This is a genomic window from Pseudomonas sp. GM60 (genome assembly GCF_000282415.1).
In the GTDB taxonomy this organism is placed as follows: domain Bacteria; phylum Pseudomonadota; class Gammaproteobacteria; order Pseudomonadales; family Pseudomonadaceae; genus Aquipseudomonas; species Aquipseudomonas migulae.
In genome coordinates, this window is record NZ_AKJI01000007.1 from 37,882 (window position 1) to 56,572 (window position 18,691).

Genomic DNA, 18,691 nt, shown 5'->3' on the forward strand with positions numbered 1-18,691 from the left:
GGGATCGCCATTTTTTTATGCCGCGTGAAGGTTAACGCACCGCCAGAATCGGGCTGCCCAACCGCTCCAGCAACGTTGCCTGTGCACTGCGCGGGTTCTGGTTGCCGGTCGGCGTGTTGCGGATGTAGCGACCGTCCGCCTGCAGGCTCCAGCTGTGAGTGTTATCGGTGAGATAAAGCTCCAGCTCTTTCTTGACCCGCATGATCAGCTTCTTGCCTTCCACCGGGAAGCAAGTCTCGACGCGCTTGTCGAGGTTGCGCTCCATCCAGTCGGCACTGGAGAGGAACATCTGCTCCTCGCCACCGTTAAGGAAGTAGAAGACCCGGGTGTGCTCCAGGAAGCGGCCGATGATCGAGCGCACGTGGATGTTGTGCGAAACCCCGGCGATGCCCGGACGCAAGCAGCACATGCCGCGCACCACCAGATCGATGCGCACGCCGGACTGGCTGGCCTTGTACAGCGCGCGGATGATCTTCGGATCGGTCAGCGAGTTGAACTTGGCGATGATGTGCGCCGGTTTGCCATCGAGGGCGAACTGCGTCTCCCGGGCAATCATGTCGAGCATGCCCTTCTTCAGGGTAAACGGCGCGTGCAACAACTTCTTCATGCGCAAGGTTTTACCCATGCCGATCAGCTGGCTGAACAATTTGCCGACGTCTTCGCACAGGGCGTCGTCGGAGGTCAGCAAGCTGTAGTCGGTGTACAGGCGGGCGTTGGCCGCGTGGTAGTTGCCGGTACCCAAGTGGGCGTAACGCACAATCTCGCCAGCTTCGCGACGCAGGATCAGCATCATCTTGGCGTGGGTCTTGAAGCCGACCACGCCGTAGATCACCACCGCACCGGCCGCTTGCAGACGGCTGGCCAGTTGCAGGTTGGACTCTTCGTCGAACCGCGCGCGCAATTCGATCACCGCGGTGACTTCCTTGCCGTTACGCGCCGCATCCACCAGCGCATCGACGATTTCCGAGTTGGCGCCGGAGCGGTACAGCGTCTGACGCACCGCCAATACGTGCGGATCCTTCGCCGCCTGACGCAGCAAATCGACCACAGGCGTAAACGACTCGAACGGGTGCAGCAGCAGAATGTCCTGCTTGCTGATCACGCTGAAAATGTTCTCGCTGTTCTGCAGCAGTTTCGGGATCTGCGGCGTGAACGGCAGGTATTGCAGCTCACGCTGACTGTCCAGGCCGGTGATGCTGAACAGGCGGGTCAGGTTGACCGGACCGTTGACCTGATACAGCTCGGTTTCGTGCAGGTTGAACTGCTTGAGCAGGTAGTCGGACAGGTGTTTCGGGCACGTGTCGGCCACTTCCAGACGCACCGCGTCACCGTAGCGACGGGAGAACAGCTCGCCGCGCAGGGCGCGGGCCAGGTCTTCCACGTCTTCGGTGTCGACGGCAAGGTCGGCGTTTCGGGTCAGGCGGAACTGGTAGCAGCCCTTGACCTTCATGCCCTGGAACAAGTCATCGGCGTGCGCGTGGATCATCGACGACAGGAAGACATAGTTGTCGCCAGGGCCACCGACTTCTTCCGGCACCTTGATCACTCGCGGCAGCAGACGCGGGGCCGGGATGATCGCCAGACCGGAATCGCGACCGAAGGCGTCGATGCCTTCGAGCTCGACGATGAAGTTCAGGCTCTTGTTCACCAGCAACGGGAACGGGTGCGTCGGGTCGAGGCCGATCGGGGTGATGATCGGTGCGATCTCGTCGCGGAAATAACGGCGGACCCAGGTTTTGAGCTTGGTGGTCCAGTAACGGCGACGGATGAAGCGGACCTGATGTTTCTCCAGTTCCGGCAACAGAATGTCGTTGAGGATGGCGTACTGGCGGTCAACGTAACCGTGTACCAGCTCACTGATCCGGGCCAGGGCCTGGTGCGGTTGCAGACCATCGGCGCCAGCCTGTTCACGGGCGAAGGTGATCTGCTTCTTGAGACCGGCCACACGAATTTCGAAGAACTCATCCAGGTTGCTGGAGAAAATCAGCAGGAACTTCAGCCGTTCCAGCAACGGATAGGACTCGTCCAGCGCCTGCTCCAGCACGCGGATGTTGAACTGCAGTTGCGAGAGTTCGCGGTGGATGTACAGGCTGCTGTCATCCAGGCCCGGAATGACAATCGCTGGCGCCGCCGGCGCGGTTTCGATCACCACCGCAGGTGGAGCAGGTTCCAGCTCCGGCGGGGTTTCGGCGATCGGCTCCACCACGGGTTGAGCCTCTTGTACTGCAACTTCAGTGAGTCCTTCGGTATTCATCGAATGTTCCTGGGAGGGCTATTTTTGCTCTCGTAACAATTGAGCAGCACGTACGGCAAAGTAAGTCAGGATGCCATCAGCGCCTGCACGTTTAAAAGCGGTCAGGGATTCGAGGATAACCCCTTCGCTCAACCAGCCATTCTGGATCGCCGCCATGTGCATGGCGTATTCACCGCTGACCTGATAAACAAAAGTCGGCACTTTGAATTCTTCTTTGACCCGGTAAAGGATATCCAGATACGGCATGCCTGGCTTGACCATGACCATGTCTGCGCCTTCTGACAAGTCCGCCGCCACTTCGTGCAGGGCTTCGTTGCTGTTGGCCGGGTCCATCTGATAGGAGGCCTTGTTGGCTTTGCCCAGGTTCAGCGCCGAACCCACCGCATCGCGGAACGGGCCGTAATAGGCGCTGGCGTACTTCGCCGAATAGGCCATGATCCGCACGTTGACGTGATCGGCCAGCTCGAGGGCTTCGCGGATCGCCTGAATGCGACCGTCCATCATGTCCGACGGGGCCACCACTTGAGCACCGGCTTCGGCGTGGGACAGGGCCTGCTTGACCAGTGCGTCGACGGTAATGTCGTTCTGCACATAGCCTTCTTCGTCGAGGATACCGTCCTGACCGTGGGTGGTGAACGGGTCCAGCGCGACGTCAGTGATCACACCCAGTTCAGGGAACTGCGCACGCAGGGCGCGAGTGGCGCGCTGGGCAATGCCGTCGGGGTTCCACGCTTCGGCGGCGTCCAGCGACTTGAGTTCCGGTGGTGTGACCGGGAACAGCGCCACGGCTGGAATCCCCAGTTCAACCCACTTGGCCGCTTCTTCCAGCAACAGGTCGATGGTCAGGCGTTCAACGCCAGGCATCGAGGCCACCGCTTCGCGACGGTTTTCACCGTCCAGCACAAACACCGGCAGGATCAGGTCATCGACGGTCAGGACGTTTTCACGAACCAGTCGACGCGAGAAATCATCACGGCGGTTACGGCGCAGGCGGGTGGCTGGAAACAAGCGATTGGCGGGGGTAAAGCTCACGGCAGACTCCTGAGCCCGCGCTGGCGGGCGAGCGTGACAGTTATAAGCGGCCATTATGACCGTGGTATTACAGTTGTGTGCACCCCCGCGACACGTAGTCGCATTCCATTGTCCTTGTAGGAAATGTTCACGTCGAGACACATTTGGACACTTTCATGAATGTGCACGAAGGGTTAGGCTGCGCGTTCATTTCGCCAGCACCCAGACAATGCTCCAACAATTTCTGCATGACTTCGGCTACTTTGCCCTTTTTCTCGGCACGTTCTTCGAAGGCGAAACCATCCTGGTGCTCGCAGGCTTCCTCGCGTTCCGTGGATACATGGACATCAATATCGTGGTGGTCGTGGCGTTTTTCGGCAGTTATGCCGGCGACCAGCTGTGGTACTTCCTGGGACGCAAGCACGGCCGCAAGTTGCTGGCGCGCAAGCCTCGCTGGCAGATGATGGGCGACCGGGCACTGGAACACATTCGCAGGCACCCGGACATCTGGGTGCTGAGCTTCCGTTTTGTCTACGGTTTACGCACGGTGATGCCGGTGGCGATCGGCCTGTCGGGTTATCCGCCGGGACGTTACTTGTTGCTGAACGGGATCGGCGCCGCGATCTGGGCGGCCGCACTGGCGGCTGCGGCCTATCACTTCGGCGCGGTGCTCGAAGGCATGCTGGGCAGCGTCAAGAAATATGAGCTGTGGGTGCTCGGCGCCCTGCTGGTGCTGGGCTTCGGCCTGTGGCTGCGTCGCCGCTTGAAAAATGCGCGCCTGGCCAAGCAGGTCTATGCCGAAGAGCAGGCCTTGAAAGCCGAACAGGCCAAGGCCGCCGAGGTCAAGACGCCAAGCGAGTGAAGCGGTTTCTGCAACAGTAGAGACCGATTCCGCTGAGCAGGCTGTAACTCAGCAGGCCGACCCAGCCCACCGCGCTGGCCGGCCACAGCCCGAGCAGCGGCGCCAGCCACACCAGCGGCACGTTCGACGCCAGCCGCAGCAGCTCCAGCTTCAACGCCCACGGGCGATTCTCCAGGGCCACGCCCAACGTAAACAATCCCAGCGCCACGGCGCTCCAGCCGAGCACCAGCGCAGCAGTCGGCAGGTGCGGCTCGAAGTTCATCAAGTAACTGCCCAGCGCGATGTAGACGCAGAACTGCAACAGCACATAAATCTGCTGACGCCCGTCCAGCGGCACTTCGAATTTGCGGAACTGGCTCAAGTCCGGCTTGCTCATCGGGTATTTCGCCGCCACGTCCGCTGGCCGCCAACCGGTGCGCATGAACCAGATCCGCAGCTTGTCCCACGTGCTTTCAGCCCGTCGCGCGTCATCCCACAGCTGCGCGTAAAACTGCACGTTCGCCCACAACGGGTTCCAGCTCGCCAGCGGCGTGGTCACGCCGAAAATCACCGGTTCGTTGTCGTCTTCTTCCTGGAACGAGCCAAACAGGCGGTCCCAGATAATGAACACCCCGCCATAGTTGCGATCCATGTAGAGAGCGTTCTGTGCATGGTGGGCCCGATGATTGGATGGCGTGACGAAGAACCACTCGAACCACCCGAGCTTGGGAATGTGCCGGGTGTGCACCCAGAATTGATACAGCAGGTTCAGCGCGGCGACGCTGACAAACACCAGCAGCGGCACGCCGAGTACCGCCATCGGCAGGTAGAAAATCCAGCTCAACAGGAAACCGGTACTGGTCTGGCGCAACGCCGTGGAGAGGTTGTAGTCCTCGCTCTGGTGATGCACCGAATGTGCGGCCCAGAGGATGTTGCGTTCGTGGCCCATGCGATGCAGCCAGTAGTAGCAGAAGTCGTAGAGAACGAAGGCGAACACCCAGACCCAGACGCTGTCGGCAGAGAGTTCGAACAGTGCCAGATGCTTGAGCGCAAAGGCATAGGTCACCAGCCCCACGCCCTTGGTCAACAGGCCCGTGGTGGTCGACAGCACGCCGGTGCTGATGCTGTTGATCGCGTCGGCCACCCGATAGTTGCTGACCCCGCGCCAACGGTCGGCCAGCAGCTCGACGGCAATCAGCACAAAGAAGAACGGCACCGCATACAGAATGAAGTCCATGACGCGCCCTGATCGGAATCTTGAGGACAGATGCTAGGTGTAGCCGCGAATTGAACCTATGGCAACGAGTGACAAATTAGTGGACATTTAACGCCATGAATCTGGAGAAAAGCCCATGAGCAAAAAAATTGCAGTGATCCTTTCCGGCTGTGGCGTCTACGACGGCGCCGAGATCCACGAAAGCGTGATTACCTTGCTGCGACTGGATCAGCGCGGCGCGCAGGTGCAGTGCTTCGCCCCCAACATCGCGCAGTTGCACGTGATCAACCACCTGACCGGCGAAGAAATGCCCGAGTCGCGCAATGTGCTGGTGGAGTCGGCGCGGATCGCCCGGGGCAACATCAAGGATATTCGCGAAGCTGACGTCGAAGAGTTCGATGCGCTGATCGTGCCGGGTGGTTTTGGTGCGGCGAAGAACCTGTCTAACTTCGCCATCGAAGGCGCTGGCTGCACCGTGCAACCCGATGTTCTCGCCCTGACCGAGGCGTTTGCCGAAGCGGGCAAACCGGTCGGGCTGATCTGCATCTCGCCGGCGCTGGCCGCGAAGATTTATGGACCGGGCGTGACCTGCACCATCGGCAATGACGCCGATACCGCCGCCGCGATGAACAAGATGGGCGCCACTCACAAGGATTGCGCAGTGACTGACATCGTTGAAGACAAAGCACGCAAGCTGGTGAGCACCCCGGCGTACATGCTGGCGCAATCGATCAGCGAAGCAGCGTCCGGCATCAACAAACTGGTCGACCGCGTGCTCGAACTGACCCACGAAAACGACGCCTGACACCGTCCAACTGTAGGAGCGAGCCTGCTCGCGATTACGGTCTAATCGTCGACATAAATGTTGAATGTGCCGGCCCTATCGCGAGCAGGCTCGCTCCCACAGGGGTTCAGAGCAGGGTTCAGGATTTGCGGGTCAGCCGCGTGAGGATCCGGTCCAGCGCATTGGCAAACGCCTGCTTCTCGCGCTCGCCAAACGGCGCCGGCCCGCCGCTCACCTGCCCCTGTTCACGCAAGTCGGTGAACAGGTTGCGCACCGCCAACCGATCACCCATGTTCTGCGCGTCGAACTCCTTGCCTCGCGGGTCCAGCGCCGCCACACCTTTCTTCACCAAGCGGTCCGCCAACGGCACATCGCTGCAGATCACCAGCTCACCAGGCACCGCGTGTTCCACCAGATAATCGTCCGCCGCATCCGGCCCGCTCGGCACCACGATCAACTTCACCAGCGCCAGCCCCGGCTTGATCTGCGGCTGCCCGGCCACCAGCACCACCTCGAACTGACGCTTGAGGGCGAACTTCACCACCAGATCCTTCGCTGCCCGGGGGCAAGCGTCGGCATCGATCCACACGCGCATAGAGTTTTTCCCCTTTAAAAGCTTCGCGGGCAAGCCTCGCTCCTACAGGTTATACGCGCCCACAAAAAACGCGCGAATCCTGTAGGAGCGAGGCTTGCCCGCGAATGTGAGCGCAGCGAATGCTTTTTAAGAAACCGGCACCCGCCGCTTCTCCGCCATCCAGCTACGCCCATACAACACAATGATCGCAAGGATCGCCACCGCCTGCGCACTCAGCGAATACGCATCGGCGTGAATGCCCAGCCAGTCGAAGTCAAAGAACGGCACCGGCCGTGTGCCGAAGATCCCGGCTTCCTGCAACGCCTTCACGCCATGACCGGCAAACACCACCGACAACGCGCACAACAACCCGGCGTTGATACTGAAGAACAGCGACAGCGGCAGTTTCGCCGAGCCCCGCAGGATCACCCACGCCAGGCCAACCAACAACACCAGCGCCGTCGCCCCGCCCGCCAACACCGCGTTATGCCCCGCCGGCCCCGCCTGCAACCACAGGGTTTCGTAGAACAGAATCACTTCGAACAGTTCGCGGTACACCGAGAAAAACGCCAGTGTCGCAAAACCGAAACGGCCACCGCCGCCTACCAGGCTGCTCTTGATGTAATCCTGCCAGGCCGCCGCGTGGCGACGGTCGTGCATCCACACGCCGAGCCAGAGCACCATGACCGCGGCGAACAGCGCTGTCGCACCTTCCAGCAATTCACGCTGCGAGCCGCTGACATCAATCACGTACGCCGCCAGTGCCCAGGTCGCCAGACCGGCCAGCAACGCCAGGCCCCAACCAACGTTGACGCTGCGCACCGCCGATTGCTGGCCGGTGTTGCGCAGGAAGGCAAGGATCGCCGCCAGCACCAAAATCGCTTCCAGACCTTCGCGCAGCAGAATCAGCAGACCGGAGATGTAACTCAAGGACCAACTCAGGCCATCACTGCCCAGCAGGCCGGCAGACTCTTTCAACTTGGCTTTGGCCGCCTCCAGACGCTCTTGGGCCTGTGCCACCGGCAAACCGTCCTGCAAAGACTGACGGTACGCCATCAGCGATTTTTCGGTGTCCTTGCGCACGTTGGCGTCGACGTTGTCCAGTGAGCTTTCGACCAGTTCGAAACCTTCCAGGTACGCCGCCACCGACAGGTCATAGGCTTGGTCGTGATCGCCGGCACGATAGGCCGCGATACTTTTGTCCAGCGTTGCAGCGGTGTAGTCGAGCAACTGCGCCGGGCCACGCTTGACCTGCGGCGGTTGCGCACGCTGCGCACGGAAAGTCGCTGCCGCTTGCGGGCCTTCGGCAGCCAGCACTTCGGCCGGAGTCTGACGGGCCAGGTCGGCGATGTTGTAGGTCTTTTCAGATGCAGCTGCGGCCGGATCGGCACTGAAACCGGCGATGTAGGTCGCCAGGTCCCAGCGCTGACGATCGTCCAGTTGGTCGGCGAAGGCCGGCATGTCAGTGCCTTCGACACCCATCCCCAAGGTGTTGTAGATCGCGTACAGGCTCAGGCGGTCCAACCGCGCGGCATCGCGCAGATTGGCTGGCGGCGGCGTCAGGCCGACACCGGCAGGGCCATCACCGGCCCCCGCATCGCCATGACAGACCGAGCAATGCTGGGTGTACATCGACGCACCACGGGTTGGGTCCGGTGTAATGATCGGCGCCTGACTGACTTCATAGGCCACCGCCAGCTTCGCACCGAGCTGCCGTGCCTGACGGGAAACGTCCGAGCCGTCCTGCCGCGCAGCGATGGATTTGCGCAGTGTGCTGACACCCTGCTCCAGCACCGCTTTTTCCGGCTTGGCCGGCAGGGCAGCGATCAGGCCTTGCAGCACCTTGCTGAATTCCAGCTGCTCGCGGTATTCAGACTCATTGATGACTTTGCCGGCCTCGACCGACTCCGGGTAATCGGCGCCGATGTAATCAAGCAAATGCAGCGCTTGCGGCGCACCTTCTACGGTGTCGGCCAGCAGATTGGAACTGCACAAGGCAAACAGCGGCAATACCAGCCAGGCCAAGAAACGGGACGGGGCAGTCATGAATGAATCTCAATTGGAAATACGAAGTAACACATTGTTCACTTCGAATGAGTTTCGCTCAAGCTTTGTTGTCTGAAACGCCGTCGCAGACCTCGATTGGTGCTTTTTCCAGATGATGGCACTTTCGGTTTAAAAGCAATCAAAAAGCCATTACCGCGCCACTATCCCTGTCTATAATGCCGAGCCTTCAATTGATCGATATGGCACTCAAAGCTCCTCTGCTCATGAGGAATTGGCAGGACGCCCGTCTGCGCCGATAGGTCCAAAAAGCCCGACCAGCAAGCGCGGCTGCCTACCATTCAGGGAAGAAGTACCTATGGCGTCCCGCGCCCTTGCAGTGATTGCGCTCAGCGCTGTCACGCTCCTCTCCGGCTGTTCGGTATTTCGCAACTACGACTCGGAACTCGCACAAACCAACCTGCAGCTGGCTACCGGCAATATCGATGCGGCGCTGACCCTGCTGGAAAAGAACAACTTCGGTGCCGACAAGGACCTCCTCTACTACTTCGAGAAGGGTGAACTGCTGCGCGCCAAGGGCGATCTGTCCGGCAGCCAGAGCGCCTGGAGCAGCGCCGATGTCGTGGTCGGTCAATGGGAAGAGTCGGTCAAACTCGATGCCGGCAAGTACCTCGCTCAGTTCGGCAGTTTCCTGGTGAACGACAAGGTCCGCCGCTACGAAGGCTACGACTACGAAAAAGTCATGCTGACCACGCAAATGGCCCTGAATCTGCTGGCCGTCAACGACTTCGACGGCGCACGTATCGCGATCAAGAAAACCCACGAACGTGAAGCGGTGATCGCCGACCTGCGCGACAAGGAATACCTCAAGAGCGAAGAGGAAGCCGATAAGGAAGGCATCAAGACCGAGTTAAAAGACTTGCATGGCTATCCCGTCGCCAGCCTTGACGCACCTGAAGTGGTTGGGCTGAAAAACAGCTACCAGAGTGCCTTCAGCCATTACCTGGCCGGCTTCGTCTACGAAGCCCTGGGCGAAAAAAACCTGGCCGCACCGGGTTACCGCACAGCAGCCGAACTGCGCCCGAACACTCCGCTGCTGGAGCAGGCATTGAAGGATCTGGACCAGAAAAGTGCCGAGGACGAAGACAGCGACATCCTGATCGTCGTGCAAAGCGGGCTGGCGCCGGCCCGGGGTTCGATCCGCGTGCCACTGACTCTGCCGATCAGCGCCGGCGTGGTGATCGCTCCGCTGTCCTTCCCGGTCATCAAGCCGGATACCTCCACCGCCCCGCTCACCCAGATTGGCGTGGACGGTCAGCAACTCACCCTGACGCAACTCAACAGCATTACCACCATGTCCCGCCGCGCACTGCGTGACGACATGCCGGGCATCATTGTGCGCACCACTGTTCGTGCAGCTACCCGTGGCGTGGCGCAGGAAAAGATCAAACAAGTCAGCCAGCTGGCGGGCATAGCAGTCGGTTTCACTTCAACCGTGTTCGAAGGTGCCGATACCCGTACGTGGCGCACCCTGCCGGACAACACCCATGTCGTGCGCCTGCGCCTGAAGAAAGGCGAGCACCAGGTCGCGGTTGGAACGACGGTGCTCAAGATCACCGTTGACCAGCGCTATCAAGTCATCAGCCTGCGCGCCGTGGGCAACCAGGTCTTCGCCAGCGGCCTGGCCGTTCACGCGACCCCGAGCGCCAGCCCGACAGCCGTGGCCAGCTTCAAACAACTTTAATTACGGAGTCTTCCCATGCGCTTCAAACTCATCGCTGTCGTCATCCTGGCCTTGTTGGCCGGTTGCGCCACAACAGCCGCCAGCAAGGTCGTGGCCTTGGGCAAGCTAAGGGACATTGAGATCGACGCCATGCGTGTCGCCCGGGAAAACGGCTTCATTACGGTCAATGCACAGCTGAGCAACACCAGCTCCGACAACAAGACCTTCTACTACCGCTTTGCCTGGCTCGACCCTGATGGCTTCCCGGTTGCCGAAGAAGAAACCTGGAAGAGCCAGATGATGTACGGCGAGCAGACCCGCTACATTCAGGCCATAGCGCCCACCCCCAAGGCCGTGGATTTCCGCCTGGAAATCAATACGCCTTAACACCCTATTCGTTCAGCTTCAGAGAGCATTCCCATGTTTTGTACGCTTTTCGATGATTGCCGCTATCGCCCTCCTGGCCAGTGGTTGCGCCAGCAACCACCCACCGACCCTGGGCAGCAAGAACACCAGCTATGGCGACACCAAGGCTGTGGAAACCATCACCAACGAGTTCAGCTCCACCGACCTGCAGATCATCGCCGAGTCCATGACCCGCTCTCTCGCCCAGTCCGGCATTCTGCGTGGACGCCCGGTGGTCCAGGTCTACGACGTGAAGAACAAGACCAGCGAATACATCGACACCCGTGAAATCACCACCACCATCAAGACCCAACTGATGAAATCGGGCACGGCACGCTTCTCCAGCGACAACACCGATATGCAGAGCCAGGTTGATCAGATCCAGCTGCAAAACCAGAGCGGTCTGTACAAGAAAGCCACCGTGTCCAAGATCGGCAACATGATCGCCGCCAAATACCGCCTTGAAGGTTCGATCAGCTCGATCGTCAAGCGCAGCAGCGAATACAAGGACGTCTTCTACAAATTCAGCCTGCAATTGATCGACGTTGAAAGCGGTCTGGCCGAGTGGATGGACGAAAAAGAGATCCGCAAAACTACGGAGCATTAATCAATGCGCGCATGGATTGGGATGATGGCCCTGGCTTGCACGTTCAGCGTGCAGGCGGCCCCGAAAGTCGCAGTAACCGACCTGGCGTACGAGGAGCGCGTGGAGCAGTACATCCACACCGTTTCGTCCAAGAACAATTACCGCGAGGGTGAGTACAGCGCCAGCGGTTCTTCGAGCTACGACGAGTTCGAATCCAAAACCAGTTACATCGAGCAAACTGAGCTGCGCAAATTCACCGGCGACATCAAGGGCCAGATGCTGCGCTCCGGAATGTTCCAGCTGGTGCAAGGCAAGCCGCACACCGCCGAGTCCAAAGGCGATATCTATGACGTGATCGAGCGGATCAAGGCCGGCAACTTCGAGGGCGCCGACTATGTACTGTTCGGCACCTTGTCGGACGTAGACTTCAACAGTGATGTCAACGAGATACCCAACACCGACAGCTATTCCTCGGTGCTGGCACTGACCCTGGTGGCGGATTTCAGCCTGATCGACACCAAAACCTTCGAAATCACCTCGGCCTTCACGGCGATGGGCGAAGGTCAGGACACCAAGTTGACGAACCATCGGGACGCGAAGATCTCACAGAGTCGCCCACGGGTGGTACGTGAGGTGTCCAAGTCCCTGGGGGAAGATGTGGCTCGTCAATTGAGCGAACAACTGGGTGGCAGCGGGAATGAGCAGCAAGAGCAGGCGCCGTTGAGCAATAACCTGCCAGAGGATACAGAGCCGGTCATTTTGCGCTGATCCCTTGAACGAAAAAGGCGACCTCAAGGGTCGCCTTTTTTGTGCCTGGCGGTTTTACACCGCCGCTTTGCGCAGCGTCGCCATAAACGCCGCAGCGCCAATGAACAGCCCGGCAAACGTGCGGTTCATGCGTCTTTGCTGCTTGGGCGTGCGCAACATGCGCAGCACTTTGGACGCCAGCCCGGTGTAACCGGCCATGACGATCAGGTCGACGCAGACCATGGTTACGCCGATGATCAGGTATTGAACCAGTAATGGCGCATGCGGATCGATAAACTGCGGCAACACCGCCAGCATGAACACCAGGGCCTTGGGGTTGCTGATGTTGACCAGGAAACCTCGGAACACCAGGGCCATCGGTTTGCCGATCTGACGCACCGCCGCGTCATCGCTCATGTCGCTGGGCAGTGCGCGCCATTGCTTGATCGCGAGATAAACCAGGTACGCCACGCCGAACCATTTGATCGCATAAAAAGCGCTGGCCGAGGCCGTGAGGATCGCGCCGACACCGGCGCCGACAATCGCGATCTGCACCGCCAGGCCCAATTGCAGGCCCAGGGCATTCCAGTAACCACGCCAGAAACCGTATTGCAGACCGCTGGACATCGACGCAATGGCGCCGGCACCGGGGGACAGGCTGATCACCCAGCAGGCGGCAAAAAACGCCAGCCATGTTTGAAGCTCCATCGCACACCTCGACTCAGACTCGTAAACAGATGTCTAAGCTAATGCGGCTTTGGGCCGATGACCATCGATTTTTTGCAGGATGTTGCGGTCGCCGACCAGCGTTTTAAGACTCAAGGGCCCCTTCGCGAGCAAGCCCGCTCGCACAGTTGACCGTGTTCTTATGAAATGACGCGGTCTAATGTGGGAGCGGGCTTGCTCGCGAAGACGATATGTCAGGCAACGGAAGGCTTACTTCTCGAACCCGCTCGAAGGGAGCACATCAGTCCCACGCCAGCGTCGAACCGAGCGCTGGAAGAACAGGCTGTTAGGCACCTGAACCATCGCACTGCCGGTCCCAAGCTCTTCAGCTTCGATCAACGTGGTGTAAAGCAGATTGATCGCCACCACCCGACCTTTGACGCCAGGCTTGTCAGTGGTGTCCACCAACTCGACCACATCGCCGAGGCGAAACGGGCCGACGGTGAAAATCAGGATCGCGCAGAGCAGATTGGAGAGCACGCTCCACATGGCGAAAAACGCCACCGCCGCTACCGCGACGAAGCCGGACAACGCGGTCCAGAGCACCGTCGCCGACACCCCGAGGCGTTCCAGCACGAAAATCAGCGCACTGCCCATGATCAGCCAGCGCAGACCGCCCCGCAGCGGCATCAGCAACTGCGGCGGAAACGGGTAGCGCTCGCCCAGGCGTGTCAGGCACTTCGCGACAAAGCGCTGGGTGAAGTAACCGGCCAACAGAATCAGCAGGATTTGCACGACGAGCCAGATCGGCTCGACCCACACCGCCGGCAGCGGCAGCTTGAACGCCTCCATCAGGACAGCGCCTCCAGCTCCGCCTGCATGCTTTCCAGCAATTCCAGGGCTTCCATCCAGGCTTCTTCCAGTTCGGCTTCACGCACTTTCAGCTTGGCTTGCTCGGCCAGCAGATCACGCAGGTCGTTCTTGCGCGCCGGCTCGTAAATGTCGCTGTCGCCGAGGCTGGTATCGATCTTCGCCAGCTTCTCGTGGAGCTTGCCCAGCTCGGCTTCGAGCTTGTCAGCCTCACGCTTGTGCGGTGCCAGTTGCTGACGCAACGCAGCGGCGGCCTGACGCTGGGCCTTCTTGTCAGTCTTGTCCGGATTGACCGGCGTGGAGCTGACCGGGGCGTTGCGCTGACGGTAGTCGACCAGCCAACGGGCGTAGTCTTCCAGGTCGCCATCAAACTCCTCGACCTTGCCGTCCGCCACCAGATAGAAATTGTCGGTGGTGCTTTTGAGCAAATGACGATCGTGGGAGACCACCAGTACCGCACCGCTGAATTCCTGCAGGGCCATGGTCAGCGCCAGGCGCATTTCCAGGTCCAGGTGGTTGGTCGGTTCGTCGAGCAGCAACAGGTTCGGCCGCTCCCAGGCAATCAACGCCAGGGCCAGACGTGCCTTCTCGCCACCGGAGAAGTTCAGCACTGGCTCGTCGATGCGCGCGCCGCGGAAGTCGAAACCACCGAGGAAATCGCGCAACGTCTGTTCACGCTCGGTTGGCGCCAGACGCTGCAAGTGCAGCAACGGGCTGGCCTTCGAGTCGAGGGAGTCGAGCTGATGTTGGGCGAAGTAACCGACGACGGTGTTCTCGCCACGGGTCAGCCGACCGGCCAGCGGCGAAAGCTCACCGGCGAGGTTTTTGATCAGGGTCGATTTACCGGCGCCGTTGGGGCCGAGCAAACCGATGCGCGCGCCGGGGGTCAGTTGCAACTTGACCTTCTCCAGCACGGCTTTGTCGCCGTAGCCCAGACGGGCATCGGACAGATCGATCAGCGGGCTGGAAATCTTCGTCGACTCGCGGAAGACGAAGTCGAACGGCGAATCGACGTGGGCGGCGGATAACTCTTCCATCCGCTCCAGCGCCTTGATCCGGCTCTGGGCCTGACGGGCCTTGGTGGCCTGGGCCTTGAAGCGGGCGATATAGCTTTCCATGTGCGCACGTTGCGCCTGCTGCTTCTCGTAGGCCTGCTGTTGCTGGGCCAGACGTTCGGCGCGGGCACGTTCGAAAGCGCTGTAACCACCGCGATACAGGGTGATCTTGCGTTGGTCGACGTGGGCCACGTGATCGACCACGGCGTCGATAAAATCCCGGTCGTGGGAAATCAGCAGCAAGGTGCCGGGATAGCTTTTCAGCCATTCTTCGAGCCAGATGATGGCGTCGAGGTCCAAGTGGTTGGTCGGTTCGTCGAGCAGCAGCAAGTCCGAGGGGCACATCAATGCCTGCGCCAGGTTCAGACGCATCCGCCAGCCACCGGAGAAATCGCCGACCTGGCGATCCATCTGCTCATTGGTGAACCCAAGCCCGGCCAGCAGCTTGCGGGCACGAGCATCGGCGGTGTAGCCGTCGGCGCTGTCGAGTTCCGAGTGCAGGCGGGCCAGAGCGGTGCCGTCATGGGCGGCTTCGGCCGCGGCGAGGTCACGTTGTACCTCGCGCAGGCGCAGGTCGCCATCGAGCACGTAGTCGACCGCCAGGCGTTCGAGCGTCTCGATCTCCTGGCGCATGTGGGCGATGCGCCAGTCGGCCGGCAGGAAGCAGTCACCCGAGTCCGGGTGCAGTTCGCCCCGGATCAAGGCGAACAGGCTCGATTTGCCGGCGCCGTTGGCACCGATGAGGCCGGCTTTGTGGCCGGCGTGCAGGGTCAGCTCGGCGTCTTCTAGCAGACGTTGCGGGCCACGCTGTAAAGTCAGGTTCTGAAGTCGAATCATAATGGCGGCGGAGTCTACCAGCTTCGCTCGCAACTGGCGCGAGTAGCACTATGTCCTCTGACCTGTGGAGCTTTTCCCTTGGCACTTACGCCCGTCCCGGCGTTGAAGCCGCGTGCCTGACCCTGCAATCGACGGGGGTGAATGTGTGCCTGTTGCTGTGCGGGTTGTGGCTGGGCCAGCGGGGAGTCGCCTGCAACGAACAACGACTGCAGCAGCTTCGCAACGTGGCGCAGCCTTGGGACTCGGATGTCGTTCAACCGCTGCGCGCCTTGCGCATGCGATGGAAAGTCGTCGCGACTGAGGACGCCGAACTGAATGCGTTACGCGAACAAGTAAAAACGCTGGAGCTGGAAGCCGAGCGGCATTTGCTGATGCGGCTGGAGCGAGCGGCGTTGAATTGGCCGCAGTGTGAGGCGACCGATTTATCGGCCTGGCTGGAGGGTGTGGCGGCGGGTGCCGCCCACCTGGACCGCGACGCGCTGCATCAGCTGCGCGTCGCGGCAACCGGCACTTAGGAAGCGCTGGTTGGGGTGGAGCTGGTGCTCGACGGTGCGACAGGCGTTGGCGCCGTGGTGACTGTCGAGGTGGAGGCTGCTGGTGCAGGCGCGGCCGAAGCGGATGGCGCCGGAGTCGCTGGCTTGGCAGCAATTACCGGGGTCGGCTTGGCAACAGCGGCCGGTTTTTTCACGGCTGGTTTGGCTGCTGGCTTGGCTGCTGGTTTTGCAGCCGGCTTGGCAGCGGCAGGTTTGGCTGCTGGTTTCGCTGCGGCAGGTTTTGCCGCGGTGGCTGGCTTGGCAGCGGCGGCAGGTTTTGCAGTCGCAGGTTTTGCAGCAGCAGTCCTGGTAGCGGCCGGTTTGGCAGCAGCAGTTTTAGCCGCTGGTTTTGCCGCTGGCTTGGCAGCGGTTTTAGCGGCGACTGGCTTGGCAGCAGGCTTCGCAGCGGCAGGTTTGGCGGCTGGTTTTGCAGCCGTTTTAACTGCCGGTTTTGCGGCGGGTTTGGCCGCTGCAGTTTTCGCTACGGCCGGTTTGGCAGCAGTGGTTTTTGCAGCCGGTTTTGCGGCAGCTGTTTTGGCAGCGGCTGGCTTGGCAGCAGGTTTGGCAGCAGCAGTTTTAGCGGCTGGTTTTGCAGCCGGTTTAGCAGCGCTGGCAGCGACTGGTTTTTTCGCCGCAGGTTTAGTTGCAGGTTTAGCCGCCGCTTTCACAGGTGCCTTGGCGGCAGGTTTGGCCGGTGCTTTTGCAGCAGCCGGTTTGGCAGCGGCTTTCTTCGCAGGGGCCGCAGCAGGCTTGGCCGCACGCAAGGACAACGCCTTGGCGACAGCCTCTTGAACACGACCGACGCCCTGGGCCAGTTTCAGGCTTTCCTGGGCATCGCGCTTGAGTTGCAGAATGTAGGCGCGGGTGTCGGACTGACGATCCTTGAGGGCATCGAGCACGTCTTCGAGTTGCTGCACGCCGTCCTTCGCCTTGGCTTGTGCCTTGGCTTTGCCGGCCGCCGCAGCGTCCTGCAATTTGGTGCGGGATTTGTGCAATTTCTCTTGTGCTTTTCCGCGCTGTTTTTCCAGTTTGGCGAGCAGTTTTTCAGCATCAGCCAAGGCTTGGGAACAAGCGGTTTCCAGATGCTCGAGCAGGCTGCCCGAGAGTTGTTGGAGTAAGTGCAACGGGGTATTTACAGGCTTCTTGGTGGCCGACATGGTTTACCTCCTGGCTGACGTGGGTGCGGCTCATACTAGACCTCTGCTGCTACCGCCGCTAGGGCATGTTGACAGTATCGAAAGCGTCGCGTTGCAACGGATCGAAAATCTTCTGCGCTTACGCAAAACAAGTTCACTGTCGAACGCATTCACACTGGCATAATCTGCCGCATCTCAGGTCGGAGAGTGCCCATGTCGCGCTACCTTTTTTTATCGCTGTGCGTGTTTTTTTCCATCGCTCAAGCCGCCGAAAAAACCCAGGAAAATGAAGCTCACGATCTCGCTTACAGCCTGGGCGCGAGCCTCGGCGAACGCTTGCGCCTGGAGGTTCCCGACCTGCAACTGCAGGCGCTGATCGAAGGTTTGCAGCAAGCCTATCAAGGCAAACCCCTGGCCCTGAAAGATGAGCAGATCGAACAGATTCTGACCGAGCACGAAGCGCAGGCAGCCTTGCAGCCGACCCCGCCACAGAGCGAAGCCTCTCTCGAAAAAGAGCACCGATTTCTCGCCGAAGAAAAAACCAGGCCCGGCGTTCGCGAACTGGCCGATGGAATATTGCTGACGGAGCTGACACCCGGCACCGGCGCGAAAGCCGGTCCGAATGGCAAGGTTCAGGTGCTGTACGTCGGTCGTCTTCCCGACGGCACCGTGTTCGATCAGAACACCCAACCGCAATGGTTCAGTCTCGACAGCGTGATCAGCGGATGGCGCAGCGCGCTGCAAAACATGCCGGTCGGTGCGAAGTGGCGATTGGTGATTCCATCGGCCCAAGCCTATGGCGCCGACGGTGCCGGCGACTTGATCGAGCCGTTCACGCCGCTGGTATTCGAAGTCGAATTGCGTGGCGCCACCAGCTAAACAGCGGAAACGAAAAACGGCGCGCAAAGCGCACCGTTTTGAGGTGTGGCAGGAAGGGGGTCAGGCCTGAACCGAATCCACTTCCTTGTGAGCGGTGTGCAGCACTTCGATCAGGCAGTCTTCCAGTTCGAAGCGTTCGTGCAACAGGCCACCCAGCTCTTTGAATTTCTCTGCGACGCATTTGCCTGCGTCACACAGGTCGTTGAACGCGAGCAGCTTCTCGGTGATGACGTCGATGCGTGGGTAGATGGTCTCGGCGAGTTCCAGACCACGCTTGTCGTTGAAAGCCTTGGCCTCCCCCGTCAGCTGTTCGTAGATCTCGAAGTGCCCGGCAGACACGTAATCGACCAGCACGCCGCAGAATTCCTGCAATGGCTTGCGGTTCTCACCCAGCGCCTCAGGCTTGGCGCCGAGATCATCATAGGCCCGAACCAGTTCGTGACGTTCCTGCAACCAGCGATCGATCAGCAGATGCACTCCACCCCAGCGTTCCTGAGCATTCTGACAACTTTCGAGCATGGCGGTCTCTCTTCCCTTGTGGGTCATGCTGCTCTACACCTGTCGCACACT

The 18,691-nt window shown here is 60.4% G+C and carries 18 protein-coding genes; 8 read left to right on the forward strand and 10 right to left on the reverse strand.

The window, feature by feature from the left end; genetic code table 11:
- Positions 1–31: 31 nt before the first annotated feature.
- Entirely contained in the window at positions 32–2,254 is a 2,223-nt protein-coding gene (ppk1, locus tag PMI32_RS27645; protein ID WP_008024298.1) for a polyphosphate kinase 1, read from the reverse strand.
- Between the two features lie 18 nt (positions 2,255–2,272).
- Positions 2,273–3,286 (reverse strand): porphobilinogen synthase, encoded by a 1,014-nt coding sequence (hemB, locus tag PMI32_RS27640; protein WP_008024300.1) that lies wholly within the window; start codon positions 3,284–3,286, stop codon positions 2,273–2,275.
- 208 nt (positions 3,287–3,494) lie between these two features.
- Here hemB and PMI32_RS27635 point away from each other — a divergent pair, with 208 nt between their 5' ends.
- The gene (locus PMI32_RS27635) at positions 3,495–4,127 is read left to right on the forward strand and encodes a DedA family protein (RefSeq protein WP_008024301.1); all 633 of its coding nucleotides are present in this window, start codon (positions 3,495–3,497) and stop codon (positions 4,125–4,127) included.
- Here the strand turns inward: PMI32_RS27635 and PMI32_RS27630 are convergent.
- Positions 4,108–5,343 carry a sterol desaturase family protein gene (locus PMI32_RS27630; RefSeq protein ID WP_008024303.1) on the reverse strand — a complete coding sequence of 412 codons (1,236 nt, stop codon included), beginning with the start codon at positions 5,341–5,343 and terminating at the stop codon, positions 4,108–4,110. The two genes, PMI32_RS27635 and PMI32_RS27630, sit on opposite strands and share 20 nt — an antisense overlap.
- A gap of 115 nt (positions 5,344–5,458) precedes the next feature.
- On the opposite strand from PMI32_RS27630, the gene elbB reads away from it, so the two are divergent.
- Positions 5,459–6,127 (forward strand): isoprenoid biosynthesis glyoxalase ElbB, encoded by a 669-nt coding sequence (gene elbB / locus PMI32_RS27625; protein WP_008024305.1) that lies wholly within the window; start codon positions 5,459–5,461, stop codon positions 6,125–6,127.
- A 118-nt stretch (positions 6,128–6,245) separates the two neighbouring features.
- On the opposite strand, the gene PMI32_RS27620 is transcribed toward elbB, so the two are convergent.
- Positions 6,246–6,701 carry a YaiI/YqxD family protein gene (locus PMI32_RS27620; RefSeq protein WP_008024307.1) on the reverse strand — a complete coding sequence of 152 codons (456 nt, stop codon included), beginning with the start codon at positions 6,699–6,701 and terminating at the stop codon, positions 6,246–6,248.
- Positions 6,702–6,827: 126 nt separating this feature from the next.
- Positions 6,828–8,726: an FTR1 family protein gene (locus PMI32_RS27615; RefSeq protein WP_008024309.1), complete on the reverse strand. Its 1,899-nt coding sequence runs from the start codon at positions 8,724–8,726 to the stop codon at positions 6,828–6,830.
- 316 nt (positions 8,727–9,042) lie between these two features.
- On the opposite strand from PMI32_RS27615, the gene PMI32_RS27610 reads away from it, so the two are divergent.
- The 4 genes from PMI32_RS27610 to PMI32_RS27595 are packed head-to-tail and all read left to right on the forward strand — an operon-like array spanning position 9,043 to position 12,166.
- A complete protein-coding gene (locus tag PMI32_RS27610; RefSeq protein WP_008024311.1) occupies positions 9,043–10,428 on the forward strand; it encodes a COG3014 family protein in 1,386 nt (461 codons plus the stop codon).
- A gap of 15 nt (positions 10,429–10,443) precedes the next feature.
- Complete coding sequence (locus tag PMI32_RS27605) at positions 10,444–10,794, forward strand: YcfL family putative periplasmic lipoprotein (RefSeq protein WP_008024313.1); 351 nt, start codon at positions 10,444–10,446, stop codon at positions 10,792–10,794.
- Between the two features lie 52 nt (positions 10,795–10,846).
- Positions 10,847–11,419 carry a penicillin-binding protein activator LpoB gene (lpoB, locus tag PMI32_RS27600; RefSeq protein WP_008024315.1) on the forward strand — a complete coding sequence of 191 codons (573 nt, stop codon included), beginning with the start codon at positions 10,847–10,849 and terminating at the stop codon, positions 11,417–11,419.
- A gap of 3 nt (positions 11,420–11,422) precedes the next feature.
- Positions 11,423–12,166, forward strand: a complete 744-nt coding sequence (locus PMI32_RS27595) for a hypothetical protein (protein WP_008024318.1) — start codon at positions 11,423–11,425, stop codon at positions 12,164–12,166.
- Positions 12,167–12,220: 54 nt separating this feature from the next.
- On the opposite strand, the gene PMI32_RS27590 is transcribed toward PMI32_RS27595, so the two are convergent.
- From PMI32_RS27590 to PMI32_RS27580, 3 genes are all read right to left on the reverse strand, one after another.
- Entirely contained in the window at positions 12,221–12,853 is a 633-nt protein-coding gene (locus PMI32_RS27590) for a LysE family transporter (protein WP_008024319.1), read from the reverse strand.
- A gap of 228 nt (positions 12,854–13,081) precedes the next feature.
- On the reverse strand, positions 13,082–13,663 hold the full coding sequence (locus PMI32_RS27585) for a mechanosensitive ion channel family protein (protein WP_008024322.1): 582 nt from the start codon (positions 13,661–13,663) through the stop codon (positions 13,082–13,084).
- Entirely contained in the window at positions 13,663–15,573 is a 1,911-nt protein-coding gene (locus PMI32_RS27580; RefSeq protein ID WP_008024324.1) for an ATP-binding cassette domain-containing protein, read from the reverse strand. Before PMI32_RS27580 ends, PMI32_RS27585 begins: the two co-directional genes overlap by 1 nt.
- Positions 15,574–15,623: 50 nt before the next feature.
- On the opposite strand from PMI32_RS27580, the gene PMI32_RS27575 reads away from it, so the two are divergent.
- Positions 15,624–16,088 carry a TIGR02444 family protein gene (locus PMI32_RS27575; RefSeq protein WP_008024326.1) on the forward strand — a complete coding sequence of 155 codons (465 nt, stop codon included), beginning with the start codon at positions 15,624–15,626 and terminating at the stop codon, positions 16,086–16,088.
- Here the strand turns inward: PMI32_RS27575 and PMI32_RS27570 are convergent.
- Positions 16,085–17,263: an AlgP family protein gene (locus tag PMI32_RS27570; protein ID WP_008024328.1), complete on the reverse strand. Its 1,179-nt coding sequence runs from the start codon at positions 17,261–17,263 to the stop codon at positions 16,085–16,087. The two genes, PMI32_RS27575 and PMI32_RS27570, sit on opposite strands and share 4 nt — an antisense overlap.
- 192 nt (positions 17,264–17,455) lie before the next feature.
- Between PMI32_RS27570 and PMI32_RS27565 the strand changes: the two genes are divergently transcribed.
- Entirely contained in the window at positions 17,456–18,121 is a 666-nt protein-coding gene (locus PMI32_RS27565; protein WP_008024330.1) for an FKBP-type peptidyl-prolyl cis-trans isomerase, read from the forward strand.
- A 60-nt stretch (positions 18,122–18,181) separates the two neighbouring features.
- On the opposite strand, the gene PMI32_RS27560 is transcribed toward PMI32_RS27565, so the two are convergent.
- Positions 18,182–18,640 (reverse strand): Rsd/AlgQ family anti-sigma factor, encoded by a 459-nt coding sequence (locus PMI32_RS27560; RefSeq protein ID WP_032828552.1) that lies wholly within the window; start codon positions 18,638–18,640, stop codon positions 18,182–18,184.
- Positions 18,641–18,691: the final 51 nt, after the last annotated feature.

Excerpts from the sequence above, each read along its gene's own strand:
- elbB (WP_008024305.1), top strand. The coding sequence starts at position 5,459 with ATGAGCAAAAAAATTGCAGTGATCCTTTCCGGCTGTGGCGTCTACGAC.
- PMI32_RS27610 (WP_008024311.1), top strand. The coding sequence starts at position 9,043 with ATGGCGTCCCGCGCCCTTGCAGTGATTGCGCTCAGCGCTGTCACGCTC.
- PMI32_RS27590 (WP_008024319.1), bottom strand. The coding sequence starts at position 12,853 with ATGGAGCTTCAAACATGGCTGGCGTTTTTTGCCGCCTGCTGGGTGATC.
- PMI32_RS27580 (WP_008024324.1), bottom strand. The coding sequence starts at position 15,573 with ATGATTCGACTTCAGAACCTGACTTTACAGCGTGGCCCGCAACGTCTG.
- ppk1 (WP_008024298.1), bottom strand. The coding sequence starts at position 2,254 with ATGAATACCGAAGGACTCACTGAAGTTGCAGTACAAGAGGCTCAACCC.
- PMI32_RS27585 (WP_008024322.1), bottom strand. The coding sequence starts at position 13,663 with ATGGAGGCGTTCAAGCTGCCGCTGCCGGCGGTGTGGGTCGAGCCGATC.
- PMI32_RS27575 (WP_008024326.1), top strand. The coding sequence starts at position 15,624 with ATGTCCTCTGACCTGTGGAGCTTTTCCCTTGGCACTTACGCCCGTCCC.
- PMI32_RS27630 (WP_008024303.1), bottom strand. The coding sequence starts at position 5,343 with ATGGACTTCATTCTGTATGCGGTGCCGTTCTTCTTTGTGCTGATTGCC.
- PMI32_RS27635 (WP_008024301.1), top strand. The coding sequence starts at position 3,495 with ATGCTCCAACAATTTCTGCATGACTTCGGCTACTTTGCCCTTTTTCTC.
- PMI32_RS27595 (WP_008024318.1), top strand. The coding sequence starts at position 11,423 with ATGCGCGCATGGATTGGGATGATGGCCCTGGCTTGCACGTTCAGCGTG.
- PMI32_RS27570 (WP_008024328.1), bottom strand. The coding sequence starts at position 17,263 with ATGTCGGCCACCAAGAAGCCTGTAAATACCCCGTTGCACTTACTCCAA.
- PMI32_RS27615 (WP_008024309.1), bottom strand. The coding sequence starts at position 8,726 with ATGACTGCCCCGTCCCGTTTCTTGGCCTGGCTGGTATTGCCGCTGTTT.
- PMI32_RS27560 (WP_032828552.1), bottom strand. The coding sequence starts at position 18,640 with ATGCTCGAAAGTTGTCAGAATGCTCAGGAACGCTGGGGTGGAGTGCAT.
- PMI32_RS27605 (WP_008024313.1), top strand. The coding sequence starts at position 10,444 with ATGCGCTTCAAACTCATCGCTGTCGTCATCCTGGCCTTGTTGGCCGGT.
- PMI32_RS27565 (WP_008024330.1), top strand. The coding sequence starts at position 17,456 with ATGTCGCGCTACCTTTTTTTATCGCTGTGCGTGTTTTTTTCCATCGCT.
- lpoB (WP_008024315.1), top strand. The coding sequence starts at position 10,847 with ATGATTGCCGCTATCGCCCTCCTGGCCAGTGGTTGCGCCAGCAACCAC.
- PMI32_RS27620 (WP_008024307.1), bottom strand. The coding sequence starts at position 6,701 with ATGCGCGTGTGGATCGATGCCGACGCTTGCCCCCGGGCAGCGAAGGAT.